Genomic DNA, 22,078 nt, shown 5'->3' with positions numbered 1-22,078 from the left:
GCTTTTAATATTGTATTATTCTTTTTCAAATTTATTGAACAGCTTTTAAAGCATCTGGCATACCATAACCAAACTCGGGGTGTTTATTTCCATAAAACGCTGAAGATTGACGCAATTTATTTAAAACCTGATCTCTTGTCCATGTCGGATTTTTAGCCCATATTAAGGTTGCTATACCTGCTGTTGTTGCCGTTGCCACAGAAGAACCTCCAACATAATCACCTTGTCCATCGTAATAACTATTTACAGGTATTTTGTTTCCTGTATTATTTCTTTGCATCATGATAGCAAATTCAACCTTACTCCCTGAATGACATACATCACATGCTTGGTAGCTACTTGATTCTTTTAGCCCTGTAACAGCAACTGTTTCAGCCATCCAAGCTGGAAAAATAACACCATAAGAAGAGGTAAAATCGGTAGACGTACCAGCTGCACAAAAAATTAATTTCCCTTTGCTGTAAGCATATCTGATACCATCTTCAATTTTACTAGAGGAAATAATATTTCCCATTGACATTGATATAACCCGAACAGATGGATTATTGCCTAAATCTGTAAAAGCTTTTTTAACTCCTTCTAATTCTTGATAACCATCTAATACTACATTTGAAGCGGCTCTATAGGTAACTAGGTTACAATTATACGCTACTCCAACAGGTTGTCCTTTGTCATTACGGGGAGAAGCAGCTACAGAAGACATACTTGTCCCATGACCACATTGATCATTTGCTCCATCATATCCTGTAGACCAAGGCCAGATAGAATTTACATAAACCCCATATTTTTGAATAGTTCTTCCTGTAGAATTGCCATTGTTAAAATTTTCATTAAGTAATGAATTAACTGTGGAAGCTCCTGTGTCTACTATAGCTAAAGTAATTCCTTTTCCTGTACTGTATTGCCATGCTGAAGGTATATTATGATTGTAAAATGCCCAAGGAACTTTAGCATTCGGTGTAATTGTAGTATAATCTGTAGAGCTAATTAATTCGCTTTCTAATCCACATCCTGAAGATGATGATGAGTCCTTACTTCTAGGATCTGGTGTTGTTTCTAATTTAAAATCACCTGGTTCGATATAACGTACATAACCTAATCTTTTTAAGGCTATGATCGTTTCTTGTTTTTCAATATAAACATCTATCAAATTAAGATACGGATCTTTATTTAAGAGTATTTTTTCTATTTCTTTTTCTTCGTATTTGGCTATAATATTTAATAATTGACTTTGTATTTGTTCTTGGTTTGCTGTTTTTTTTCTATCAAATTCATTTTTATTATTACCGAAGCCTATTGTACAAACTTTATTCCCATTTTGAATTGCACTCCAGACTTCATACGCTGTTGCCATGTTCCAATTAAATTTTTCTCCAGTTTTTACACGAAAAAGAAGTTTATTACTTATCTCTTTATTAGATAACGGTTCTTTTTGATTTTCGGCTATTACAATTTGTTCTTCCTTAGACAAAGAATCATCATTAATACAAGAATTAAAGACTATAAGTGATAAAAAGCAAATTTTAATTATTTTTTTTTTCATTTTTCATTATTTTTTTTAGTTTGAATTACGAATATAATAATTTTAAAAACAAAAAAAAGAAATAAGTCATTTTTATAAAATAATCTTTATAAATAATATTTTTTATAAATTTGCAATCCTATGCAAAAAACAATCAACATACTCAACAAAAGAGCTAAATTTGATTACGAAATAATCGACAGATATACTGCTGGAATCGTATTAACGGGTACCGAAATTAAATCTATTCGATTAGGAAAAGCTTCTATTGCTGAAAGCTTTTGTGAATTTAGCGGAAGCCAGTTATTTGTTATCAATTCCAACATTGAAGAATATGCTTTTGGAACACATTATAACCATAGAGCTAAAAGTGAGCGAAAACTCCTTTTAAATAAAAAAGAATTAAAAGGTCTTTTAAAAGACGTTCAAAACAAAGGGTTAACAATTATCCCATTGCGCTTATTTACTAACGAAAAAGGACTTGCAAAATTAGACATTGCTTTATGTAGAGGTAAAAAGAATTATGACAAGCGAGAAACTATAAAGGATCGTGATAATAAGCGTGATTTAGATCGAATAAAAAAAACCTATAAATAAATTTATAGGCTTAATTTTTATCTTCTAACAGTGGTACAAATCGAAAATCACCAAATTCATGTTTTTCAAACTGGGTTTCATTTTTGCGTATTAACATCGTCATTATTTGAACATTTTCACCCACAGGAATAATTAATCGCCCACCTATTTTTAGTTGTGCCATTAAAGGCTGGGGTATAAATGGAGCCCCTGCTGTAACAATAATACCATCAAATGGAGCAAAATTAGGCAAGCCTTTATAACCATCGCCAAAAGTTAAATGTTTAGGCAATATCCCTAATTTAGGTAATAATAAGGATGTAGTTCTATACAATTCATTTTGTCTTTCTACAGAATACACTTTAGCCCCCATAGCGCACAATACAGCAGTTTGATAACCACTTCCTGTCCCTATTTCCAATATCTTATCATGTTTTTTAACCTGTAAAAGTTCTGATTGAAAAGCTACCGTATAGGGCTGCGAAATGGTTTGACCTGCCCCAATAGGAAAAGCCTTATCCTGATAAGCAAAATCCTCAAAACTAGAGTTTAAAAATAAATGCCTAGGAATTTTCCTAATAGCTTCTAACACATTTCGATCTGTAATTCCTTTTTGTTCTAAAAGGCTTACTAACTGATTTCTAAGTCCTTGATGTTTGGGTAAATCTCTCATAATACTTCGGTAAAATTAAGATAAAAATAACATTTAACAAAACTGGATATTCTAATAAAACTAACAATTATCATATTTTAATTTTGATCTACTATCTAGTTTTGTCCAAACTTTTTCGATATGAACAATTTAGAAATTGCTAAAAAAAATTTGACTAAAAACGGCTTTTTAAAACTAAAAGAACAAAACATTCATTACATAGAAGAAATTAACACTCTTCGAAAAGAAAAAAATGCGGTAATTTTAGCCCATTACTATCAACGCCCCGAAATTCAGGATATAGCCGACTTTGTAGGTGACAGCCTAGCACTAGCACAACAAGCTGCCAAAACAACGGCTGATTTAATTGTTTTTGCAGGGGTTCATTTTATGGCCGAAACCGCTAAAATTTTAAACCCCACCAAAAAAGTTGTTCTACCTGACCTAAATGCAGGTTGTTCTCTAGCTGATTCTTGCCCTACTACCGATTTTGAATGGTTTGTAAAACAACATCCTAATCATGTTGTGGTATCTTATGTTAACACCTCGGCTAGTATTAAAGCTCTAACAGATATTGTATGCACCTCATCTAATGCTGAAAAAATAATTAATGCTATCCCTCTTGACAAACCCATAATATTTGCCCCTGATAGAAATTTAGGAGCTTACTTAATTAAAAAAACAGGGCGTGATATGCTCCTTTGGGACGGAGCCTGTTTAGTACATGAAGCCTTCTCAATTGACAAAATTCTACAATTATATAAAGAAAACCCTACCGCCGAAATTATTGCACATCCTGAATCGCAAGAGCATATTTTAAAAGTAGCAAAATACATTGGCTCTACGGCAGGCTTGTTAAATTATGTAAAAACAGCTGATGCGAACACCTTTATTGTTGCAACCGAAGCGGGTATTCTGCATAAAATGAAACAAGAAGTACCTAACAAAACTTTTATTGCTGCTCCTGCTAACGAGGCTAATTGCAATTGTAGCGAATGTGCCTACATGAAATTAAACACCTTGGAAAAACTATATTTGTGTATGAAATATGAATTACCTAATATAGAAATTGAAGAAGATTTAAGAAAAAAAGCTGTAAAATCAATACATGCAATGCTAGAAATTTCTAAATAATGAGTGTCTTTAAAACTGATTTTCTAATACTAGGCTCAGGCGTTGCAGGGCTTACTACAGCTATCAAATTAGCAAAAGCTTTTCCAAACAAAAAAATAACAATTGTTACAAAAAATACTAAAGAAGAATCAAACACTAAGTACGCACAAGGAGGTATAGCCGCTGTATGGGATGAAGAAGATTCTTTTGAAAGCCATATCGAAGACACCTTAAGAGCAGGCGATTATGAAAATGATTTAGAAATTGTAAAACTGGTAATCAAAAATGCTCCCATCCGTTTACAAGAACTTATACAATGGGGGGCCGAATTTGATTTAAACAGAAACAATCAGTACGATTTAGGCAAAGAAGGAGGCCATTCTGCCAATAGAATTTTGCATCATAAAGACATAACAGGTTTTGAAATTCAAACAACACTTATTAAGTACAGCGAAAACGTACCTAATATTACCTTTTTACCACATCATTTTACTATCGAATTAATAACCGAACACCATTTTACAGATATTAAAATAGAAATTGGGCAAAAAAACATTCATTGCTATGGAGCCTATATTTTAAACGAAAAAACAGGCGCCATTCACACGTTTTTAGCTCACAAAACCATACTCGCTACAGGAGGTGCAGGACAAACTTACGCTACCACTACAAACCCTATAATTGCTACAGGAGATGGTATAGGTATGGCTTTTAGAGCAAAGGCAATAATTGAGGATATGCAATACATACAGTTTCATCCTACAGCATTATATGAACCAGGTAAAAGCCCCGCTTTCTTAATTTCTGAAGCAGTAAGAGGTTTTGGTGCTTATTTACGCAATCAATCGGGTGAACGCTTTATACTACGTTACGATCAAAGAGCAGAACTTGCCTCACGTGATATTGTATCAAGAGCTATTAATATGGAAATGAATATATCTGGAAATGAATGTGTCTATCTAGACTGCACCCATTTAGACCCTATCGCTTTTTATAATCACTTTCCTAACATTGTTGAAAAATGTAAAAGTATAGGGATAAATGTAGCCAAAAACTACATACCCGTGCTGCCTGCAATGCACTATATGTGCGGTGGAGTAAAAGTAAACAAATTAGGCCGTACTTCTATCCTTAATTTATATGCAAATGGCGAAGTAGCCAAAACAGGTCTTCATGGCGCTAACAGACTTGCTTCTAACTCACTATTAGAAGCATTAGTATTGGGTCATATAATAGCTGAGGATATTATAGCAAACAGCCATAATTTAAAAACTTCTTTCCCAAAAATCCCTCAATGGAACTCAGAGGGAACCGTGGATCCTAAAGAATTGATTCTTATCTCGCATAACAAAAAATCTGTACAAAACATCATGAATGACCTAGTAGGCATTGTACGATCAAACCAGCGATTAGAACGCGCATTAGACCACTTAAATTATTTATACGAGGACACTGAAAAGTTATTTAAAAAAGTAACCCTCTCCCCTCAACTATGCGAATTACGAAATATTAATGCCACCGCTTATTTAATTGTTAAACATTCGTTAGAAAGCCGTAAAAACAAAGGCGCATTTTACAATTTAGATTTACATTGATTTTTGAATAAATCGAATAAATGATTTACATTTGTTCAAATTCTTAATTATGCTAAAAGTAGGCGTTTTAGGTGCAGGACACCTTGGAAAAATACATTTACGATTACTTCAACAATCTAAAAAATACGAACTAGTTGGTTTTTTTGATCCTTCTAACGATAATGCAAATAAGGTAACTACCGAATTTGGATATAAAAAATTTGATACCATTACAGAGCTCATACACGCTGTAGATGTGGTAGATATTGTTACCCCTACCTTACAACATTTTGAATGTGCCCAACAAGCTATAAAAGCGGGCAAACATATTTTTATTGAAAAACCTATTGCTACCACCGTGGCAGAAGCAGAAGCAATTATTGCTTTAGCTAAAAAACACAACGTAAAGGGTCAAGTAGGACATGTGGAACGTTTTAATCCCGCTTTTATGGCAATAAAAGATAAAATAAACAATCCTATGTTTATAGAAACCCATCGTTTAGCTGAATTTAATCCTCGTGGGACAGATGTTCCTGTTGTTTTAGACTTAATGATACATGATATTGATGCCATTTTAAGCGTAGTAAAATCGAAAGTAAAATCGATAAATGCCAGTAGCGTAGCTGTTATATCTGATTCGCCCGATATTACTAATGCTCGCATTGAGTTTGAAAACGGTTGTGTGGCTAATATCACATCAAGCCGTATATCGATGAAAAACATGCGTAAATCACGTTTTTTTCAAAAAGACGCCTATATATCTGTTGACTATTTGGATAAAGTTTGTGAAGTGGTTCGTATGAAAGACGCCCCCGAAACCCCAGGCGATTTTGATATGATTTTACAAAATGCTGAAGGTGTAAGAAAACAAATTTATTTTGACAATCCAGGAGTGCATCCTAACAATGCCATTTTAGATGAATTAGAATCTTTTGCCGATGCTATCAATAACAATTCTACTCCTATTGTTAGCCTTGAAGATGGAACAGAAGCCTTGCGAGTAGCCTATCAAATTATAGAATGTATTGAAAAGTAACCATAAAATCTAACCGAAAAGATTTTATATTTAAAACACATAATGTTATCCAACCCCAACATAATATCTGATATTAAATCCTTAATATCTAGCACTAGAGCTACTGCTATAAAAGCAGTAGATTTCCAGCGCACCTTATTATATTGGCATATTGGAGAACGTATTTTCAACGAAGAGCAACAAGGGAAAGACAGAGCTGATTACGGAGAATACCTAATCAAGTATATATCTGAGCAATTACAACCAGAGTTCGGAAGTGGTTTTTCCTATCGTAATCTACATTGGTACAGACAATTTTATAGAACTTTCCCAATTGTGAACTCACTGCGTACACAATTGAGTTGGACTCATTATCGAACACTAATACGTATTGATAACGAAGACAAAAGAGAATATTACATAGCCGAAACCGCTAAAAACAATTGGTCGGTTAGACAAATGGAACGTCAAATCAATAGTCAATTGTACGAACGGCTATTATTAAGTAATGACAAAGAAAGTGTATTGGCCGTTGCTCGAAACGAAGCACTTCCTGTACATCCAAACGAAATCATCAAAGACCCGATGGTTTTAGAGTTTCTTGGATTAAAAAGAGAATCAGCTTATTATGAGAAAGACTTAGAACAAGCCATCATTACGCATTTACAAGATTTTTTATTAGAATTAGGTAATGGCTTTTCATTTGTAGCCCGTCAAAAACGAATCCATTTAGATGGTGATGATTTCTTTGTCGATTTGGTATTTTACAACCGAATCTTACAATCTTTTGTCATTTTTGAAATCAAAACCCATAAACTCACGCATGAAGACTTGGGTCAATTGCAAATGTATGTCAACTATTTTGACCGAGTTGAAAAATTGGCTCATGAAAAACCCACTATCGGTGTACTTTTGTGTGCCGATAAAAACAATGCTGTCGTTAAATTCTCATTACCCGAAGAAAACAAAACCATATTAGCCAGTCAATATGAATTGATTTTACCCTCGGAAGAGCAATTATTAAATGAAATAAAAAAAGAAATTAATAATAAACCAAACCATTAATCCCTACCTACCCCTAGTAGGAAAAACATTTAAGTAATATAGGGGCTTCACACAATGAAAACAATAGCAGTTATAGGCGCAGGTACTATGGGCAACGGAATTGCTCATACTTTTGCACAAAGCGGGTTTACCGTAAAATTGATTGATATTTCTGAAAAATCGTTAGAAAAAGGTATGGCTACTATTGCTAATAACCTTGACCGTATGGTCGCTAAAGGTTCTATTACCGAAGAAGACAAACACAAAACTATTGGCAACATCATTACCTATACCGATATTAAAGACGGTGTAGTAGGTTGCGATTTAGTTGTTGAAGCAGCTACCGAAAATGTACAGTTAAAATTCAACATCTTCAAACAATTAAGCGAAGTTTGTGACCATAACACTATTTTAGCGACCAATACTTCTTCCATTTCTATTACACAAATTGCTGCAAATGTAGTACATCCAGAACGTGTAATTGGTATGCACTTTATGAACCCTGTGCCTATCATGAAACTGGTAGAAATTATCCGTGGGTACAACACCTCTGATGAAGTAACTAAAATCATCATGGATTTATCGGTTAAATTAGGTAAAGTTCCTACCGAAGTTAACGATTATCCAGGATTCGTAGCTAACCGTATTTTAATGCCAATGATTAATGAAGCTATCGAAACCTTATACAATGGTGTAGGTGGTGTATATGAAATTGATACGGTTATGAAATTAGGCATGGCACACCCTATGGGACCTTTACAATTAGCCGATTTTATTGGATTAGATGTTTGCTTATCTATTCTAAATGTAATGTACGATGGTTTCAAAAACCCAAAATATGCTCCATGCCCTTTATTAGTTAATATGGTTATGGCTGGTAAATTAGGTGTAAAATCAGGCGAAGGTTTTTACGATTATTCCGAAAGCAAAAAAGCAGAAAAAGTTTCGAAACAATTCAGTAAATAAAAGCCTCTAGCCATTAGCCGTTAGTTACACTAATGCCTAATGACTTTTGACTAATCACAAAAAAAATGGCAAAAATAACCCCTTTTAAAGCAGTTCGTCCCACACAAGATAAAGTGGCATTAGTAACCTGTAGAACCTATGATGAATATTCGCCTGCCGAATTAGCGGCTTGGTTAGATTTTAATCCATACTCTTTCTTACATATTATTAATCCTGCCTATACCCATTCACAAAAAATTACAGCCGACAAACGTTTTAGAGGGGTAACCCATAAATACAACGATTTTAAGAAGGAAAACATCTTAATTCAGGAAGATAAGCCTATTTTTTATCTATATCAAATTCAAACCAAAACTAATGTTTTTACAGGTATTGTAGCAGGCACCTCTATAGAAGATTATCAAAATAATCATATTAAAAAACACGAAGACACCCTACAATATCGAGTAGAGTTATTTAAAGAATATTTACATCAAACTGGTTTTAATACTGAGCCCGTACTTATTACCTACCCAGATAAGGCAGAAATAGATCGTTTTATAACATTACATAAAAATAGTAAACCTATTTACGAATTTTCAACCACCAATAAAGAAAAACATACGCTTTGGAAAATTGACAACCAAGAGGATATAGATTCTTTAATTTTACATTTCGAGTCAATTCCTAATTTATACATAGCTGACGGACATCATCGTTCCGCATCAGCCGAAATGCTGTATGAACAAGATCAAGCCACAGGAAATCCGAATTTGAATTACTTCATGAGTTTTTTAATTGCCGAAAGTAATATTAAAATTTATGAATTTAATCGTGTTATTCACGACCTCAACGGGCACTCTAAAGAAGAATTCATCAAACTATTAGCTAATAACTTTATCATAAAAGACAAAAAAAGTGAGTTATATCAGCCACAACAAAAATATGAATTTGGAATGTATTTAGATGGTCGTTTTTATGCTTTAGAATACAAAAAAAACGACAAGGATAATCGCAATGATAAAAACCAAATTTTAAAAAATCTGGATGCGCAAATTTTATACGATTATGTCTTACAACCTATTTTAGGCATTGGCGACCTTCGTAATGATGAACGCATAGATTATATTCCGGGTAAGCAAGCCCTTTTACACATGAAGGAATTAATTGACGATGGTGAGTTTGAAGTTGGTTTTATGCTCTATCCATCAGATATTAATGAAATCAAATTATTAGCCGATAACAACTTGATTATGCCTCCAAAATCGACTTATATTGAACCTAAATTTAGAAGTGGCCTTTTGGTGTATGAATTGTAAACTATCGAAAATTAGAAATGAACTAAAATGAAAAATGTAATTGAAAAATTAATAGAGTATAATCAACAAATAAATCTCTCGGAAAGATCTCAGTCATATGGATTTGATATTAATGATGGGCTTTTTAATTTTTCTGAAAAAGAACTATTATCAAAAGGTAAAAATTCTTTTGAAAAAAATATCCTTCTTAAACAAATACTTTGTGATTTCATAAAACAAAATCATTTAACAATTTGCGGAATTAATTCCAAACCATTTTATTTAGAATTACTCTTATTTACTTTAGCCGATAAAGAAATTTTTGAAGATATTAAATTGAATGCAAAATTGAATTTATATAATTCATAAAGTAGTCCTAAATTCTAAAAAAATAGAACCCCAACAGCGACACAAAATCACCGCTTTTTTTATCCCCTCATAGGAAACTTTTATTTTAATATTCATGGCAAAACTACCTAACCTAACCTCTATCCGTTTCCTTTTGGCTTCCATTGTGGTTGTTTTTCATATTCCTTCCTTTTGTAAAAATAGAGGTTTACCCTATTACGATGCCTTACCTATTTTTAACAAAGGCACAGAAGCTGTATATTTTTTCTTTTCGTTAAGTGGTTTTTTAATTATTAGAAATGTGTTTATTGAAAAAAACAAAGGTACAACTCATTTAAAAAATTTCTTTTTAAGAAGAGCCTTAAGAATTTTACCGTTATATTATCTTATTTTTTTTATAGGACTAATCTTTTATCATCTCATTGCTCCGCATTTTGGCTTTACACACAACCCCGAATATAATATTTTCTTAGCGTTAACATTAGGTCTTACTTGTTTCCCTAATATTTTAGCAAAATATAATCCCGGAGGAATTATTGAAATATTATGGTCTATTGGTATAGAAGAACAATTTTATCTATTTATTGCTCCCGTAATTTACTTTTTAAAACCTATAAAAGCCTTTTTATTTTTAACTCTTTTTACAATATTTTATTTCTATATGTTTAATTTTAGTTCCCTAAGTACATTGTTAAACAAGTATGGAATGACTTTTTTTTACTTTTCTTTCAGCGGAATAATTGCTTATTTATTTATTCATTCAAATCGTTTTAAAATACCTTTATTTTTAACCTTTATTTCCAGTATCATTAGTTTGTTTATTTTTTTATCAAATTTTTTTAAAACATATTTAAACAACGAAATTTACCAGTTACTATGTATGTGTAGTTTTTCACTCACCCTATACTTTTTATCACAAAAACCAATAACCTTTCTACAAAATAAAATACTTGTTTCACTAGGTGAAATTTCATACGGTATCTATATGTATCATGCTATAACCTTTCAATTAATAGGCTATATTTTTATTAAAATGAAATTACATGTACTATTTACTACTTTTTTTTCAATTATATTATTCAATCTATCCGTATTTTTGCTAACCATAAGTATATCGTATTTTTCTTATCATTTTTATGAAAAAAGATTTTTAACGCTCAAAAAACAGTAACATGTCCATCCCACAAAACCTCAACAACATAAAATCATCCCTTCCGCCACACGTTACGCTGGTAGCCGTTTCTAAAACCAAACCTGTGACCGATTTGATGGAAGCTTATCAAGCGGGTCAACGTATTTTTGGCGAAAATAAAATCCAAGAAATGACCGACAAATGGGAACAAATGCCAAAAGATATTCAATGGCACATGATAGGTCACGTACAAACGAACAAAGTAAAATATATGGCGCCATTTGTGAGTTTGATTCATGGAGTCGATAGTTTGAAATTGTTACAAGAAATCAACAAACAAGCTTTAAAAAACAATAGAGTTATTAACTGTTTACTCCAAATTTTCATAGCGGATGAAGAAAGTAAATTTGGTTTAGATGAAAACGAACTTGAAGAAATTCTTCTTACCTTGCAAAACGATAATTCCCTACAAAATATCAAAATTGTTGGTTTAATGGGAATGGCAACGTTTACCGATGATGAAAATCAAATCAAAAAAGAGTTTTTACATTTAAAATCTATATTTGATACCTATAAAAAAATAGAAACTGCTAATCTTAAACTAGAAACTCTTTCAATGGGCATGAGTGGTGATTATGTATTAGCTATTGAATGTGGAAGTACAATGATTCGAGTTGGAAGTAGTATATTTGGAACGAGATAAAATTGCAATAACAATTTCAAAACTTCAATATATTAAATGGGAGAAAATAATATTTTTGATGAAAAGATTTTCAATTTTGAAGACCGATTAGTTAGATTCGCTGGTGAATGTATCTTCTTTACTCGTAATTTAAATAAATCATACGAAAATGAATATTACAAAAATCAATTAATTAGATCATCTGGAAGTTCATCATTAAATTTTGGAGAAGCGCAAGGAACCAATACAGATAAAGATTTTATTTTTAAAGTTGGGTTGGCAGTAAAAGAACTCAAAGAATCAAGAAATTCATTAAAAATTTTAAATTATATAAAAGAAGGTGATGAAAAAATCAGAAATTTACTCTTAAAAGAAGTTGAAGAATTAATCGCAATTGCTTCAAAAATGATAATTAACAAGAAATAATTTTTCAATCGCAATTACAATATCAATCACAAATTCAATTTTTTATAGTTGTGATTGAATTTTGCAATTGTCATTGACATTGAAAATGTACGTAATTCTCGACTCAGAAATTTACGCTTAAAAGAAGTTGAAGAATTAATCGCAATTGCTTTAAAAATGATAATTAACAAGAAATAATTTTTCAATCGCAATTACAATATCAATCACAAATTCAATTTTTTATAGTTGTGATTGAATTTTGCAATTGTCATTGACATTGAAAATGTACGCAATTCTCGACTCAGAAATTTACGCTTAAAAGAAGTTGAAGAATTAATCGCAATTGCTTTAAAAATGATAATTAACAAGGAATAATTTTTCAATTGCAATTACAATATCAATCACAAATTCAATTTTTTATAGTTGTGATTGAATTTTGCAATTGTCATTGACATTGAAAATGTACGTAATTCTCGACTCAGAAATTTACGCTTAAAAGAAGTTAAAGAATTAATCGCAATTGCTTTAAAAATGATAATTAACAAGAAATAATTTTTCAATTGCAATTACAATATCAATCACAAATTCAATTTTTTATAGTTGTGATTGAATTTTGCAATTGTCATTGACATTGAAAATGTACGCAATTCTCGACTCAGAAATTTACGCTTAAAAGAAGTTGAAGAATTAATCGCAATTGCTTTAAAAATGATAATTAACAAGAAATAATTTTTCAATTGCAATTACAATATCAATCACAAATTCAATTTTTTATAGTTGTGATTGAATTTTGCAATTGTCATTGACATTGAAAATGTACTGCATACTAGACATAGAAACCACAGGCGGTCAATACAACGAAGAAGGTATTACCGAAATAGCCATCTACAAATTTGATGGTCATGAAGTCGTAGACCAATTTATCAGTTTGGTCAATCCCGAAATTCCTATCCAGCCTTTTGTGGTTAAGCTAACAGGTATCAACAATGCCATGTTACGCAGTGCTCCCAAGTTTTACGAAATTGCTAAACGCATTATCGAAATTACAGAAGGCAGTATTATTGTAGCACATAATGCCTCTTTTGACTATAGAGTCATTAAAACCGAATTCAAACGTCTAGGTTTCAATTTTGAAAAACAATCCCTTTGTACAGTCGAATTATCTAAAATTTTAATTCCTAATCAAACCTCTTATAGTTTAGGAAAACTAGTACGTAATTTAGGGATTCCTGTAACTGATAGACATCGTGCTAGTGGTGATGCAATGGCTACCGTTCGTTTATTCAAATTACTTTTAGCCAAAGACATTGAAAAAAACATTATAAAGAGTTTTATTAAAACCGAAATCAAATCGGGCATGACACCTAAACTCATGGATATAGTAGAAGCTTTACCGTCAAAAACGGGAATTTATTATATCCATAATGAAAAAGGCGAACTCATTTATATTGGTAAAAGCAAAAACATCCAAAAAAGAGTTAACCAACATTTCACAGGGACTTCCAAGAAAAGTAAAAAAATCCAAAAAGAAGTCTTTGCCGTAACTTTTGAGGAAACAGGTAGCGAATTGATCGCTTTATTGAAAGAAAGCGAAGAAATAAAAATAAATAACCCCATATACAATCGCGCACAAAGACGTACAGTATTTCCTTGGGCGTTGTATGCAGCAAAAGATACACAAGGCTATTTAGCTTTGAAAGTTTTAAAAGCCGATGGACGCAAAAAAGAAATCACCTCTTTTAGTAGTCCGCAAGAAGGTAAAACTGCTTTGTTTCAAATTACTGAAAAGTACCAATTATGTCAAAAAATAAACGGTTTATACGATACTAAAAAAAGTTGTTTCCAATACGACATCAAACAATGTTTTGGTGCTTGTATTCAAAAAGAAGCACCTGAAGATTACAACAAAAGGGTAAACGAATTCATTAGCAATCATCAATTTCATAATAATACTATGGTTGTTGTAGATAGAGGTCGTACTTTGGAAGAAAGAAGTGCTGTAGTGATTGAAAATGGCATTTACAAAGGCTATTGTTTTTACGATTTAAATCATCAAATTAATACACTTCAAATTCTTAAAAACATACTTATTCCTATGCAAAACACTAGGGATAGTCGTAATATTATTCAGCATTATATAAATAAAAAGAAGATGTTGAAGATTGTGAAGTATTAAGATTTTTCTGAACTAAACCATTCCGATTTTAATTGAACACAAACAAATTTCAAAACATGCCTAATATTCCAAACAAAGACAACCCTTTCCCATTAAACGGATATAACAAACTTTGTTTCTTAAAAAACATCATCAAAAACCCCAACATCATTGTAGGCGATTATACCTATTATGACGATTTTGACGATGTGGAAAATTTTGAAAAGAACGTCAAATATCACTTTGATTTTACAGGCGACAAATTAATCATTGGTAAATTTTGTATGATTGCTTCAGGAGTCAAATTCATTATGAATGGCGCTAATCACCTGACTGAGGCGATTTCTGCCTATCCTTTTGCTATTTTTGGGCACGATTGGCAACATGCTATGGAAGGAAAATCTTATCCCACTAAAGGAGATACCATTATCGGAAACGATGTTTGGATTGGACACAATGCCACGATTATGGCAGGCGTAAAAATTGGTGATGGTGCTATAATTGCCACCAATGCCACGGTTACTAAAGACGTACCGCCTTATAGCATAGTAGGAGGCAATCCTTCACAACTGATTCGCAAACGTTTTTCTGAAGAAAAAATCCAAGAACTACTGCATCTAGCTTGGTGGGATTGGGATATTGAGAAAATTACAGCAAACGTTCAGCTACTAACTAGCAATAAAATTGAAAAATTAAAATCGCTATAAAAACATATTTTGGATAAAACGAATTATTTAATCACCGTAATCGGTCCTACAGCCATTGGTAAAACCGCCTTAGCTATCCAGTTGGCTAAGCATTTTGGATGCGAGATTATTTCTTGTGACAGCCGACAGTTTTTTAAAGAAATGTGTATCGGGACTGCTGTACCTTCGCAAGAAGAATTAGCACAAGCCACTCACCATTTTATTCAAAACAAATCGATTTTTGAAAGTTATTCCGTGGGCGATTTTGAAGTAGAAGCACTAGAAAAATTGGACAAATTATTTCAAAAAAACAACATCCAAGTTCTTGTTGGTGGGAGTGGTTTGTATGTTGATGCGGTTTTAAAAGGATTTGATGAATTTCCTGATATTGATGCATCGGTACGCGAAACCATTAACAGTAATTATGACGAACTAGGCATAACCTATCTACAAGATAATTTAAAAAAATTAGACCCCGATTATTATCAAAAAATAGCAACGGAGAACCCACAAACATTGGTTAACCCACAACGTATGAAACGTTTTGTGGAAGTTTGTATCGGTTCAGGGCAACCCTATTCTAGTTTTTTGGGTAAACGTAAAAACAAGCGCAACTTCACTCCTATTATCATCGGTTTAGAAGCTGACCGTACCCTGATGTATGAACGCATCAATCTGAGAGTCGATTTGATGATGCAACAAGGTTTATTAGAAGAGGTTGAAAACCTTTTACCTCATAAACATCTTAATGCCTTACAAACTGTAGGCTATCGCGAATTATTTGATTATTTTGAAGGAAAAACATCTTTAGAAGATGCCATTGAACAAATTAAAATGAATACGCGTCGTTTTGCCAAACGTCAAATGACTTGGTTTAAAAGAACAGAAAACATTAACTGGTTTAATTACCAAACCAATTTACATAAAATCATTTCTCATATTAATATAAATTTTATATAAAATGCCTATTTCACCTAATTTTTCATCCTTATTTGAAGAAAATCATAAAATCAATTTTTTGCATTGTACTCCTAATGGAATTCTTAAATATACCGATCTGTGCAATCTTTTTCAATTGACAGCCAGTTCTCATGCTGAATTAGGAGGATTTAGTCATAATGATATGCAAATTTTTAATCAAGCTTGGGTTTTAAGTAGAATGATTGTCGAAATTACAGATTTACCTAAATGGCAAGATGAGGTAACAATTAAAACTTGGATCAAATCTCTAGAGGGTTATCAATCTGTCCGATGCCTTGAAATGTATTTAAACGGGGAAAAAATTATTGGCTGTGAAACCTTTTGGGTTGTCATTAATACAACTACTCGAAAACCTGAAAATTTAGCTATATCTTGTGATCATTTTACTTTTTTCGCTGATAATGCTACTAACATAAAAACACATAAAATCAATATTCCCGAAGATACAAAAAAATTAACGGATAAAATTGTCAAACTATCAGATATTGATATTGTTAACCATGCTAATAATGTAAAATATCTAGAATGGTCGCTAGATGAAATAGAGACCGAAATTGTTTTAGAGCAAAAAATTCAATCCTTTGCTATTAATTTTTTACAAGAAGTAAATCTTCACGATCAAATTGAAATTAATAACAAAAAAGACAATCAAACGAGCGTATTTACAATAACAAAAAATAATAAAACTTGCTATGCTTTAGAACTTCATTTAAAAGCGTAAAATACAAAGACAGTGTACCAAAAATAAAAGAAGTGATTCTTTTTACTCCAACGTCAAAAAGCAAATTGACCAGTACATATAGTCTTTTAATAAAAATAAAGTTCTTTTTTATAATACGAAATCTAGATAAAAACAAACACCCTTTTTTAACCCAGATTTCAAGAAAGTATTATTCTTTGACAAATGAGAGCTAACTTGCACTTGCGAGCAAAGCCTATGTATAAAATGGTGAATTTATCCCCTCCCAGATTTTGGCTGAAATGTAAAAAGGCTTCCATTTGGAAGCCCTTTGAGACAATCAATGATGAAACACCATGTTATCTCGTATAGAATAATTTAAGCAAAGATATTACATTTCCTCGCATTTTAATAAAAAGATATTTTATGAAAAGTTTCGAAAAAATGCAAATTGTAAATCCCAATGCTGCAGGAATTGATGTTGGGTCACGTTCTCATTTTGTAGCCATAGGACAGGATGAAAATCAAATTAGAGAATTTAATGTTTATCAATCAGGATTATGCGCTTTGGTAGCTTATCTTCAAGAGAACAAGATTCGTAGTGTTGCTTTGGAGTCCACAGGGAGTTATTGGCAATCTTTGTTTATGATCTTGCAGGGAAATGGTTTTGAAGTTCTTTTGGTTCAAGGGACTCAAACAAAAAACCTTAAAGCAAAGACAGATGTGAAAGATGCACAATGGATACAGAAACTTCATTCTTTAGGGCTATTACGAGGTTCTTTTTTGCCCTCTGAAACCACTTTGCAGATAAGAACACTTCATAGACATCGTTCTAGTTTGATTGAACAAAGTTCAAGCTTTGTAAACAAAATGCAAAAAGCATTACGTTTAATGAACTTCAGACTCGACGTTGTGATAAGTGACATCACAGGAGTTTCTGGAATAAGAGTAATTGAGATGATACTATCAGGTGAAACTTCAGGTGAAAAATTAGCTGAATATTGCGACAAACGAGTTAAAAAAAGCAAAGAAGAAATAGCCGACGCTTTGCAAGGTAAAATAAACAATGAATACCTACATGAGCTTTCCGATTGTTATGATATTTACAGACTTATTCAAGATAAAATAAAAAACACCGATACTCGTATTGATCAAGTGCTGAAAAATCAAACCAGAGAAATTATTTTATCAGAAGATATCGAATTGGTAAAGAAACAGAATAAAGGGAAAAACCAACCCAAATTTGATGTACAGAAATATAGTTTAAAACTTTTTGGAGTAGATCTCTTTGCTATAGAATCAGTTTGCTCAGGAACCGTTACTAGTTTTTTAGCCGAAATAGGCACCGATATATATAAATTCAAGACCTCCAAGCAATTTGTGAATTGGCTCAGGTTAGCTCCAAATAATAAAATTAGTGGAGGTAAGGTTTTGAGTAGCAGAACTCCAAAAGGGAAAAATAAATTTGCATTGACATTAAGAAATGCGGCAAATACAATTGAAAGAAAAAAAGAAGGTTACCTCGTTATGTTCTTTAAAAGGATTTCTTTTAAAAAAGGAAGAGGTGCTGCAATTACAGCAACAGCAAGAAAAATAGCAGTTATAATTTGGAATATGATAGTCAAAAAACAACATTATATACCAATAAATACAGACCAATATATTCAAGAAATGAAGAATAAAAAAACGATACAAATTAAAAAAATGATTAAAAAATACGGAATCGAAACTACTTCTTTATCAATTCCTTAAATTAAGTTAGATAGAATTACGCATTAGACCCGAGCGTAGCGAATAGACGAAGTAAATCTATTCCACTTTATTTTTCTTCAAATTCAAGCACGTACTCAAATTTTAATCATCGAAATAGTTCACTATTTTTTCTTCTAAAATTTTCCGTGAGCACTTGAATTTATTGAAAAATTTTGTTTCACAACCAAGTCTAATGCGGAATCTGGGTTTAAAGCAAAAGCCTTAAAAAAGGGCTAAATCTAAAAATAAAGAGGACTTTAACTTTGATTTTTGTGTAATCTGAGATTAATCCAAACTCAAAGTGATTTGTCCATCATCTTCTAACGTAATATCATAATTCTTTGTATCGTTTTCTCCTTCTAATTCTGCTTCATTTCTTAAATTTTCTTCTGGTTTTACTTCAAGTGGCTCTTCGTAAAAAAGTGGTTCTAACCTATTAATTTGTTTAATTTTATCCGTTGTTAATTGATTACCTAAAGCTTTAATTCCTTTTACAGCAATAAATTCTTCTAAGTTAACAATTAAGTTTTCTTTTTGAACTCCTCCTTTTTTAGCAAAAACAACTTCTATCATAGGGCGCCAATCGGTGGATACAATTTCTAATTGTGATCTTTCGTGTTCAGAAATAAAAAGTTCTTCTTTATTTTCATGTTCTACTAAAAAGCGTTTTACAAAATAACGCTCTTTTTCCCCATCGTAATAAATGGCTGAAATAGGTTTTTGATTATTCCATTTTTCTAGAACAATCATATCATCTTCAAAATGGGTAGTTAGCTCAGGTATCACTGTTTTTAATTTCCCGTTTTGTCCTATGATTAGTAATCTATCATTCGGTTTAAACTCGCCTAACAACTCCCCTCTTCCATCTACATTCAAACGTTGTACCGTATCATCAAACCATATTCTTCGAGGTCGTAAGGTAGATATTCCTCTTTCTTTTAATTCAATTTTTTTAATAGGATATTTAGCTACTGTATTTCCTTTAGAAGCTCTTCCTTTTATCATAATATCGGCAAAATCAATATCCCATTTTAATTTTTTAACACTTCCTACTTGTCGTAGTAAAATAGTAACCGTTTCTGCCTCACCATTAGGATTAGCTGAAAAATAGAGCACTTGCGAACCTGTTTTTTCTTGTGTTAAATCGTATTCTTTATCTCGGGTTACACCTGAAACACTAAAACGCTTGATAAAAGAAGGACCTGATTTACCATCGCGATAAATCATATTATAAATGGTTCGTTTATCGTTTTTATCAAATATTGCAATATGAATAATATCTTTGCCTATAAATTTTTTCTCATCTACTTTGGTAATAATCATTTTACCGCTACGAAGGAAACAAATTACATCATCAATATCACTACAATCGGCTACATATTCATCTTTTTTCAAAGAAGTTCCTACGAAGCCTTCCTCTTTATTAACATATAGTTTCGTATTTCTTAAAACAACCTTTGTGGCTTCTATATTTTCAAAGTTTCGTATTTCCGTTTGACGTTCACGACCTTTGCCATATTTTTCTTTCAATCGTGTAAAAAAGTCAATAGCAAACTGCGTTAAATGCTCTAAATGGTGCTTTACTTGTGCAATTTCATCTTCTAATTTCGCAATTGATTCATCCGCTTTGTCCGAGTCGAAACGTGTGATACGAATCATTGGAATTTGCGTTAGTTTTTGCAAATCTTCATCAACAATATCGCGTAATAACAAATGTTTGAAAGGCTCAAAACGGTCGTACATATAGGTATATAAAGCTTCTTTATTGCTGTACAACTTAAAGTCGATATACATTTCCTCACGAATGAAGATTTTTTCCAATGTAGAAAAATGCCATTTGGTTTCCAATTCTGCCAATTGCACTTCCAACTCCTGACGTAACAAATCGACGGTACGATGTGTTGAAATGCGTAACATTTCTGAAACCCCAATAAACAACGGTTTATTATCTTCAATCACACAACCTAAAGGTGAAATAGAAGTTTCACAAGCCGTGAAAGCATAAAGCGCATCTATGGTTTTATCAGGTGAAACACCTGGAGGCAGATGAATCAAGATTTCTACTTCCGCTGCGGTATTATCTTCAATTTTTTTGATTTTGATTTTACCTTTATCATTGGCTTTCAAAATACTATCAATCAAAGAAGTCGTATTGGTAGAAAATGGAATTTGCGTAATCACCAAAGTTTGTTTATCCAATTGCGAAACTTTAGCACGCACGCGTACACGCCCACCACGTAACCCATCGTTGTAATTAGATACATCGGCAATACCAGCCGTTGGAAAATCAGGATATAATGTAAAGGGTTTCCCTTTTAAAATTTTGACAGAAGCATCAATCAACTCGTTAAAGTTGTGCGGTAAAATCTTAGTAGATAGACCTACGGCAATCCCTTCGCCTCCTTGTGCTAAAAGTAAAGGGAATTTTACGGGTAAATTAATAGGTTCCGCACGACGCCCATCATAAGACAATCCCCAATCGGTAATTTTAGGAGAATACAATACCTCTAAGGCAAACTTACTTAAACGTGCCTCGATGTAACGGGATGCTGCTGCTCCGTCGCCTGTTAATATATTTCCCCAGTTTCCTTGGGTATCTATTAATAAATCTTTTTGACCAATTTGCACCATCGCATCACCAATACTGGCATCACCGTGAGGGTGATACTGCATGGTGTGACCCACCACATTCGCAACTTTATTGTAACGACCATCATCCAACTCCTTCATAGAGTGCATGATACGACGCTGTACTGGTTTAAATCCGTCTTCAATAGCAGGCACCGCACGTTCAAGGATTACATACGAAGCGTAATCCAAGAACCAATCCTTATACATCCCCGTTACCTTGGTAATGGTAGCCTCTGGATTTTCATCTTGCTCGTAAAAATGTTCGCCTTCAAAGCTAGTTTCTCCTAACTGATTTTCATCAGCCGTGGATTTTTCTTGAGGGGTTAAATCGTCTTCTCTATTTTCGTTTTCTTCGCTCATAATTTAGGGTCACAATGTTTCACCAAGTTTTACACTATGTTCCACAATGTTTTAAATTACCAATCTTTTTATTCCGTCTTTTAATGATCTTTTATAAAAGTTTAAAAGTAAACCCAATCTACAATCTGCTAATCGCATATATGTTAAACATTGGGCTGTGTGTTCAATTGTAAATTCTTCAACTACTTTTAACTCAATAATCACTTTATCATTTACTATTATATCTACTCTGTAGCCGCAATCAAATTTGATATCTTCATAAACTACTGGAAATCCTTTTTCTTGTTTAACATTCAGCCCGCATTTTTCTAACTCATAAGCTAAGCATTCTCTATATACTTTTTCCAACAATCCTGAGCCTAATTTTGTATGCACTTTGTATGCACTTTGTATGCACAGTCTAAAATTATTTTACTGATATCGTTTTCTTCTTGCATAATCATTTTTTTGTTTCACTAAGTTTTTCAAAGTTCTGCACAATGTATCACAAAGTTAAACCTAAAAACTTCTTTGACGTTGTGACAAACT

At 32.4% G+C, this 22,078-nt stretch carries 20 protein-coding genes; 16 read left to right on the top strand and 4 right to left on the bottom strand.

Going from position 1 to position 22,078, the window contains the following annotated elements:
* Positions 1-31: 31 nt before the first annotated feature.
* Positions 32-1,543 carry a S8/S53 family peptidase gene (locus NAB20_RS08895; protein WP_127823245.1) on the bottom strand — a complete coding sequence of 504 codons (1,512 nt, stop codon included), beginning with the start codon at positions 1,541-1,543 and terminating at the stop codon, positions 32-34.
* A gap of 120 nt (positions 1,544-1,663) precedes the next feature.
* Here NAB20_RS08895 and smpB point away from each other — a divergent pair, with 120 nt between their 5' ends.
* A complete protein-coding gene (smpB, locus tag NAB20_RS08890) occupies positions 1,664-2,119 on the top strand; it encodes an SsrA-binding protein SmpB (protein WP_375604998.1) in 456 nt (151 codons plus the stop codon).
* A 10-nt stretch (positions 2,120-2,129) separates the two neighbouring features.
* Here smpB and NAB20_RS08885 read toward each other — a convergent pair whose 3' ends face one another.
* Positions 2,130-2,771, bottom strand: coding sequence for a protein-L-isoaspartate(D-aspartate) O-methyltransferase (locus NAB20_RS08885; RefSeq protein WP_105195198.1), 642 nt, complete (start codon positions 2,769-2,771; stop codon positions 2,130-2,132).
* 120 nt (positions 2,772-2,891) lie between these two features.
* Between NAB20_RS08885 and nadA the strand changes: the two genes are divergently transcribed.
* The 15 genes from nadA (at position 2,892) to NAB20_RS08810 (ending at position 18,559) form a co-directional block, all read left to right on the top strand.
* A complete protein-coding gene (nadA, locus tag NAB20_RS08880) occupies positions 2,892-3,884 on the top strand; it encodes a quinolinate synthase NadA (protein ID WP_375604997.1) in 993 nt (330 codons plus the stop codon).
* On the top strand, positions 3,884-5,458 hold the full coding sequence (gene nadB / locus NAB20_RS08875; RefSeq protein ID WP_235878199.1) for an L-aspartate oxidase: 1,575 nt from the start codon (positions 3,884-3,886) through the stop codon (positions 5,456-5,458). The genes nadA and nadB overlap by 1 nt, the downstream gene beginning before the upstream one ends.
* 49 nt (positions 5,459-5,507) lie before the next feature.
* Complete coding sequence (locus NAB20_RS08870; RefSeq protein WP_375604996.1) at positions 5,508-6,473, top strand: Gfo/Idh/MocA family protein; 966 nt, start codon at positions 5,508-5,510, stop codon at positions 6,471-6,473.
* Between the two features lie 42 nt (positions 6,474-6,515).
* On the top strand, positions 6,516-7,517 hold the full coding sequence (locus NAB20_RS08865) for a YhcG family protein (RefSeq protein ID WP_105195194.1): 1,002 nt from the start codon (positions 6,516-6,518) through the stop codon (positions 7,515-7,517).
* A 54-nt stretch (positions 7,518-7,571) separates the two neighbouring features.
* The gene (locus NAB20_RS08860) at positions 7,572-8,462 is read left to right on the top strand and encodes a 3-hydroxyacyl-CoA dehydrogenase family protein (protein ID WP_105195193.1); all 891 of its coding nucleotides are present in this window, start codon (positions 7,572-7,574) and stop codon (positions 8,460-8,462) included.
* 65 nt (positions 8,463-8,527) lie between these two features.
* Positions 8,528-9,760, top strand: a complete 1,233-nt coding sequence (locus NAB20_RS08855) for a DUF1015 domain-containing protein (protein ID WP_105195192.1) — start codon at positions 8,528-8,530, stop codon at positions 9,758-9,760.
* A gap of 27 nt (positions 9,761-9,787) precedes the next feature.
* On the top strand, positions 9,788-10,108 hold the full coding sequence (locus NAB20_RS08850) for a hypothetical protein (RefSeq protein ID WP_105195191.1): 321 nt from the start codon (positions 9,788-9,790) through the stop codon (positions 10,106-10,108).
* Positions 10,109-10,202: 94 nt separating this feature from the next.
* The gene (locus NAB20_RS08845; RefSeq protein ID WP_105195190.1) at positions 10,203-11,258 is read left to right on the top strand and encodes an acyltransferase; all 1,056 of its coding nucleotides are present in this window, start codon (positions 10,203-10,205) and stop codon (positions 11,256-11,258) included.
* Between the two features lies 1 nt (position 11,259).
* Entirely contained in the window at positions 11,260-11,922 is a 663-nt protein-coding gene (locus NAB20_RS08840) for a YggS family pyridoxal phosphate-dependent enzyme (protein WP_375604995.1), read from the top strand.
* 36 nt (positions 11,923-11,958) lie between these two features.
* Positions 11,959-12,327: a four helix bundle protein gene (locus NAB20_RS08835; protein ID WP_088392065.1), complete on the top strand. Its 369-nt coding sequence runs from the start codon at positions 11,959-11,961 to the stop codon at positions 12,325-12,327.
* Between the two features lie 793 nt (positions 12,328-13,120).
* Positions 13,121-14,482, top strand: a complete 1,362-nt coding sequence (locus NAB20_RS08830) for an exonuclease domain-containing protein (RefSeq protein ID WP_375604994.1) — start codon at positions 13,121-13,123, stop codon at positions 14,480-14,482.
* Positions 14,483-14,538: 56 nt separating this feature from the next.
* Positions 14,539-15,168 (top strand): CatB-related O-acetyltransferase, encoded by a 630-nt coding sequence (locus tag NAB20_RS08825; RefSeq protein WP_375605782.1) that lies wholly within the window; start codon positions 14,539-14,541, stop codon positions 15,166-15,168.
* 9 nt (positions 15,169-15,177) lie between these two features.
* Positions 15,178-16,107, top strand: coding sequence for a tRNA (adenosine(37)-N6)-dimethylallyltransferase MiaA (gene miaA / locus NAB20_RS08820; RefSeq protein WP_375604993.1), 930 nt, complete (start codon positions 15,178-15,180; stop codon positions 16,105-16,107).
* 1 nt (position 16,108) lies between these two features.
* The gene (locus NAB20_RS08815) at positions 16,109-16,849 is read left to right on the top strand and encodes an acyl-[acyl-carrier-protein] thioesterase (RefSeq protein ID WP_127823255.1); all 741 of its coding nucleotides are present in this window, start codon (positions 16,109-16,111) and stop codon (positions 16,847-16,849) included.
* A gap of 384 nt (positions 16,850-17,233) precedes the next feature.
* Positions 17,234-18,559 (top strand): IS110 family transposase, encoded by a 1,326-nt coding sequence (locus tag NAB20_RS08810; protein ID WP_375604992.1) that lies wholly within the window; start codon positions 17,234-17,236, stop codon positions 18,557-18,559.
* Positions 18,560-18,844: 285 nt separating this feature from the next.
* On the opposite strand, the gene NAB20_RS08805 is transcribed toward NAB20_RS08810, so the two are convergent.
* Together NAB20_RS08805 and NAB20_RS08800 are read right to left on the bottom strand one after the other, a co-directional pair.
* Positions 18,845-21,550, bottom strand: coding sequence for a DNA gyrase/topoisomerase IV subunit A (locus NAB20_RS08805; RefSeq protein ID WP_375604991.1), 2,706 nt, complete (start codon positions 21,548-21,550; stop codon positions 18,845-18,847).
* A 51-nt stretch (positions 21,551-21,601) separates the two neighbouring features.
* Positions 21,602-21,925, bottom strand: a complete 324-nt coding sequence (locus tag NAB20_RS08800; RefSeq protein ID WP_375604990.1) for a GxxExxY protein — start codon at positions 21,923-21,925, stop codon at positions 21,602-21,604.
* Between the last annotated feature and the right edge of the window lie 153 nt (positions 21,926-22,078).

This window comes from Flavobacterium davisii (assembly GCF_042182265.1).
Lineage (GTDB): Bacteria > Bacteroidota > Bacteroidia > Flavobacteriales > Flavobacteriaceae > Flavobacterium > Flavobacterium davisii.
The sequence above is the reverse complement of the archived record's forward strand: the minus strand, read 5'-3'. Positions and strand labels throughout refer to the sequence as shown.

Excerpts from the sequence above, each read along its gene's own strand:
- smpB (WP_375604998.1), top strand. The coding sequence starts at position 1,664 with ATGCAAAAAACAATCAACATACTCAACAAAAGAGCTAAATTTGATTAC.
- NAB20_RS08860 (WP_105195193.1), top strand. The coding sequence starts at position 7,572 with ATGAAAACAATAGCAGTTATAGGCGCAGGTACTATGGGCAACGGAATT.
- NAB20_RS08815 (WP_127823255.1), top strand. The coding sequence starts at position 16,109 with ATGCCTATTTCACCTAATTTTTCATCCTTATTTGAAGAAAATCATAAA.
- nadB (WP_235878199.1), top strand. The coding sequence starts at position 3,884 with ATGAGTGTCTTTAAAACTGATTTTCTAATACTAGGCTCAGGCGTTGCA.
- NAB20_RS08895 (WP_127823245.1), bottom strand. The coding sequence starts at position 1,543 with ATGAAAAAAAAAATAATTAAAATTTGCTTTTTATCACTTATAGTCTTT.
- NAB20_RS08810 (WP_375604992.1), top strand. The coding sequence starts at position 17,234 with ATGAAAAGTTTCGAAAAAATGCAAATTGTAAATCCCAATGCTGCAGGA.
- NAB20_RS08835 (WP_088392065.1), top strand. The coding sequence starts at position 11,959 with ATGGGAGAAAATAATATTTTTGATGAAAAGATTTTCAATTTTGAAGAC.
- NAB20_RS08830 (WP_375604994.1), top strand. The coding sequence starts at position 13,121 with ATGTACTGCATACTAGACATAGAAACCACAGGCGGTCAATACAACGAA.
- NAB20_RS08865 (WP_105195194.1), top strand. The coding sequence starts at position 6,516 with ATGTTATCCAACCCCAACATAATATCTGATATTAAATCCTTAATATCT.
- NAB20_RS08855 (WP_105195192.1), top strand. The coding sequence starts at position 8,528 with ATGGCAAAAATAACCCCTTTTAAAGCAGTTCGTCCCACACAAGATAAA.
- NAB20_RS08885 (WP_105195198.1), bottom strand. The coding sequence starts at position 2,771 with ATGAGAGATTTACCCAAACATCAAGGACTTAGAAATCAGTTAGTAAGC.
- NAB20_RS08870 (WP_375604996.1), top strand. The coding sequence starts at position 5,508 with ATGCTAAAAGTAGGCGTTTTAGGTGCAGGACACCTTGGAAAAATACAT.
- nadA (WP_375604997.1), top strand. The coding sequence starts at position 2,892 with ATGAACAATTTAGAAATTGCTAAAAAAAATTTGACTAAAAACGGCTTT.
- NAB20_RS08825 (WP_375605782.1), top strand. The coding sequence starts at position 14,539 with ATGCCTAATATTCCAAACAAAGACAACCCTTTCCCATTAAACGGATAT.
- NAB20_RS08845 (WP_105195190.1), top strand. The coding sequence starts at position 10,203 with ATGGCAAAACTACCTAACCTAACCTCTATCCGTTTCCTTTTGGCTTCC.
- NAB20_RS08805 (WP_375604991.1), bottom strand. The coding sequence starts at position 21,550 with ATGAGCGAAGAAAACGAAAATAGAGAAGACGATTTAACCCCTCAAGAA.
- NAB20_RS08840 (WP_375604995.1), top strand. The coding sequence starts at position 11,260 with ATGTCCATCCCACAAAACCTCAACAACATAAAATCATCCCTTCCGCCA.
- NAB20_RS08850 (WP_105195191.1), top strand. The coding sequence starts at position 9,788 with ATGAAAAATGTAATTGAAAAATTAATAGAGTATAATCAACAAATAAAT.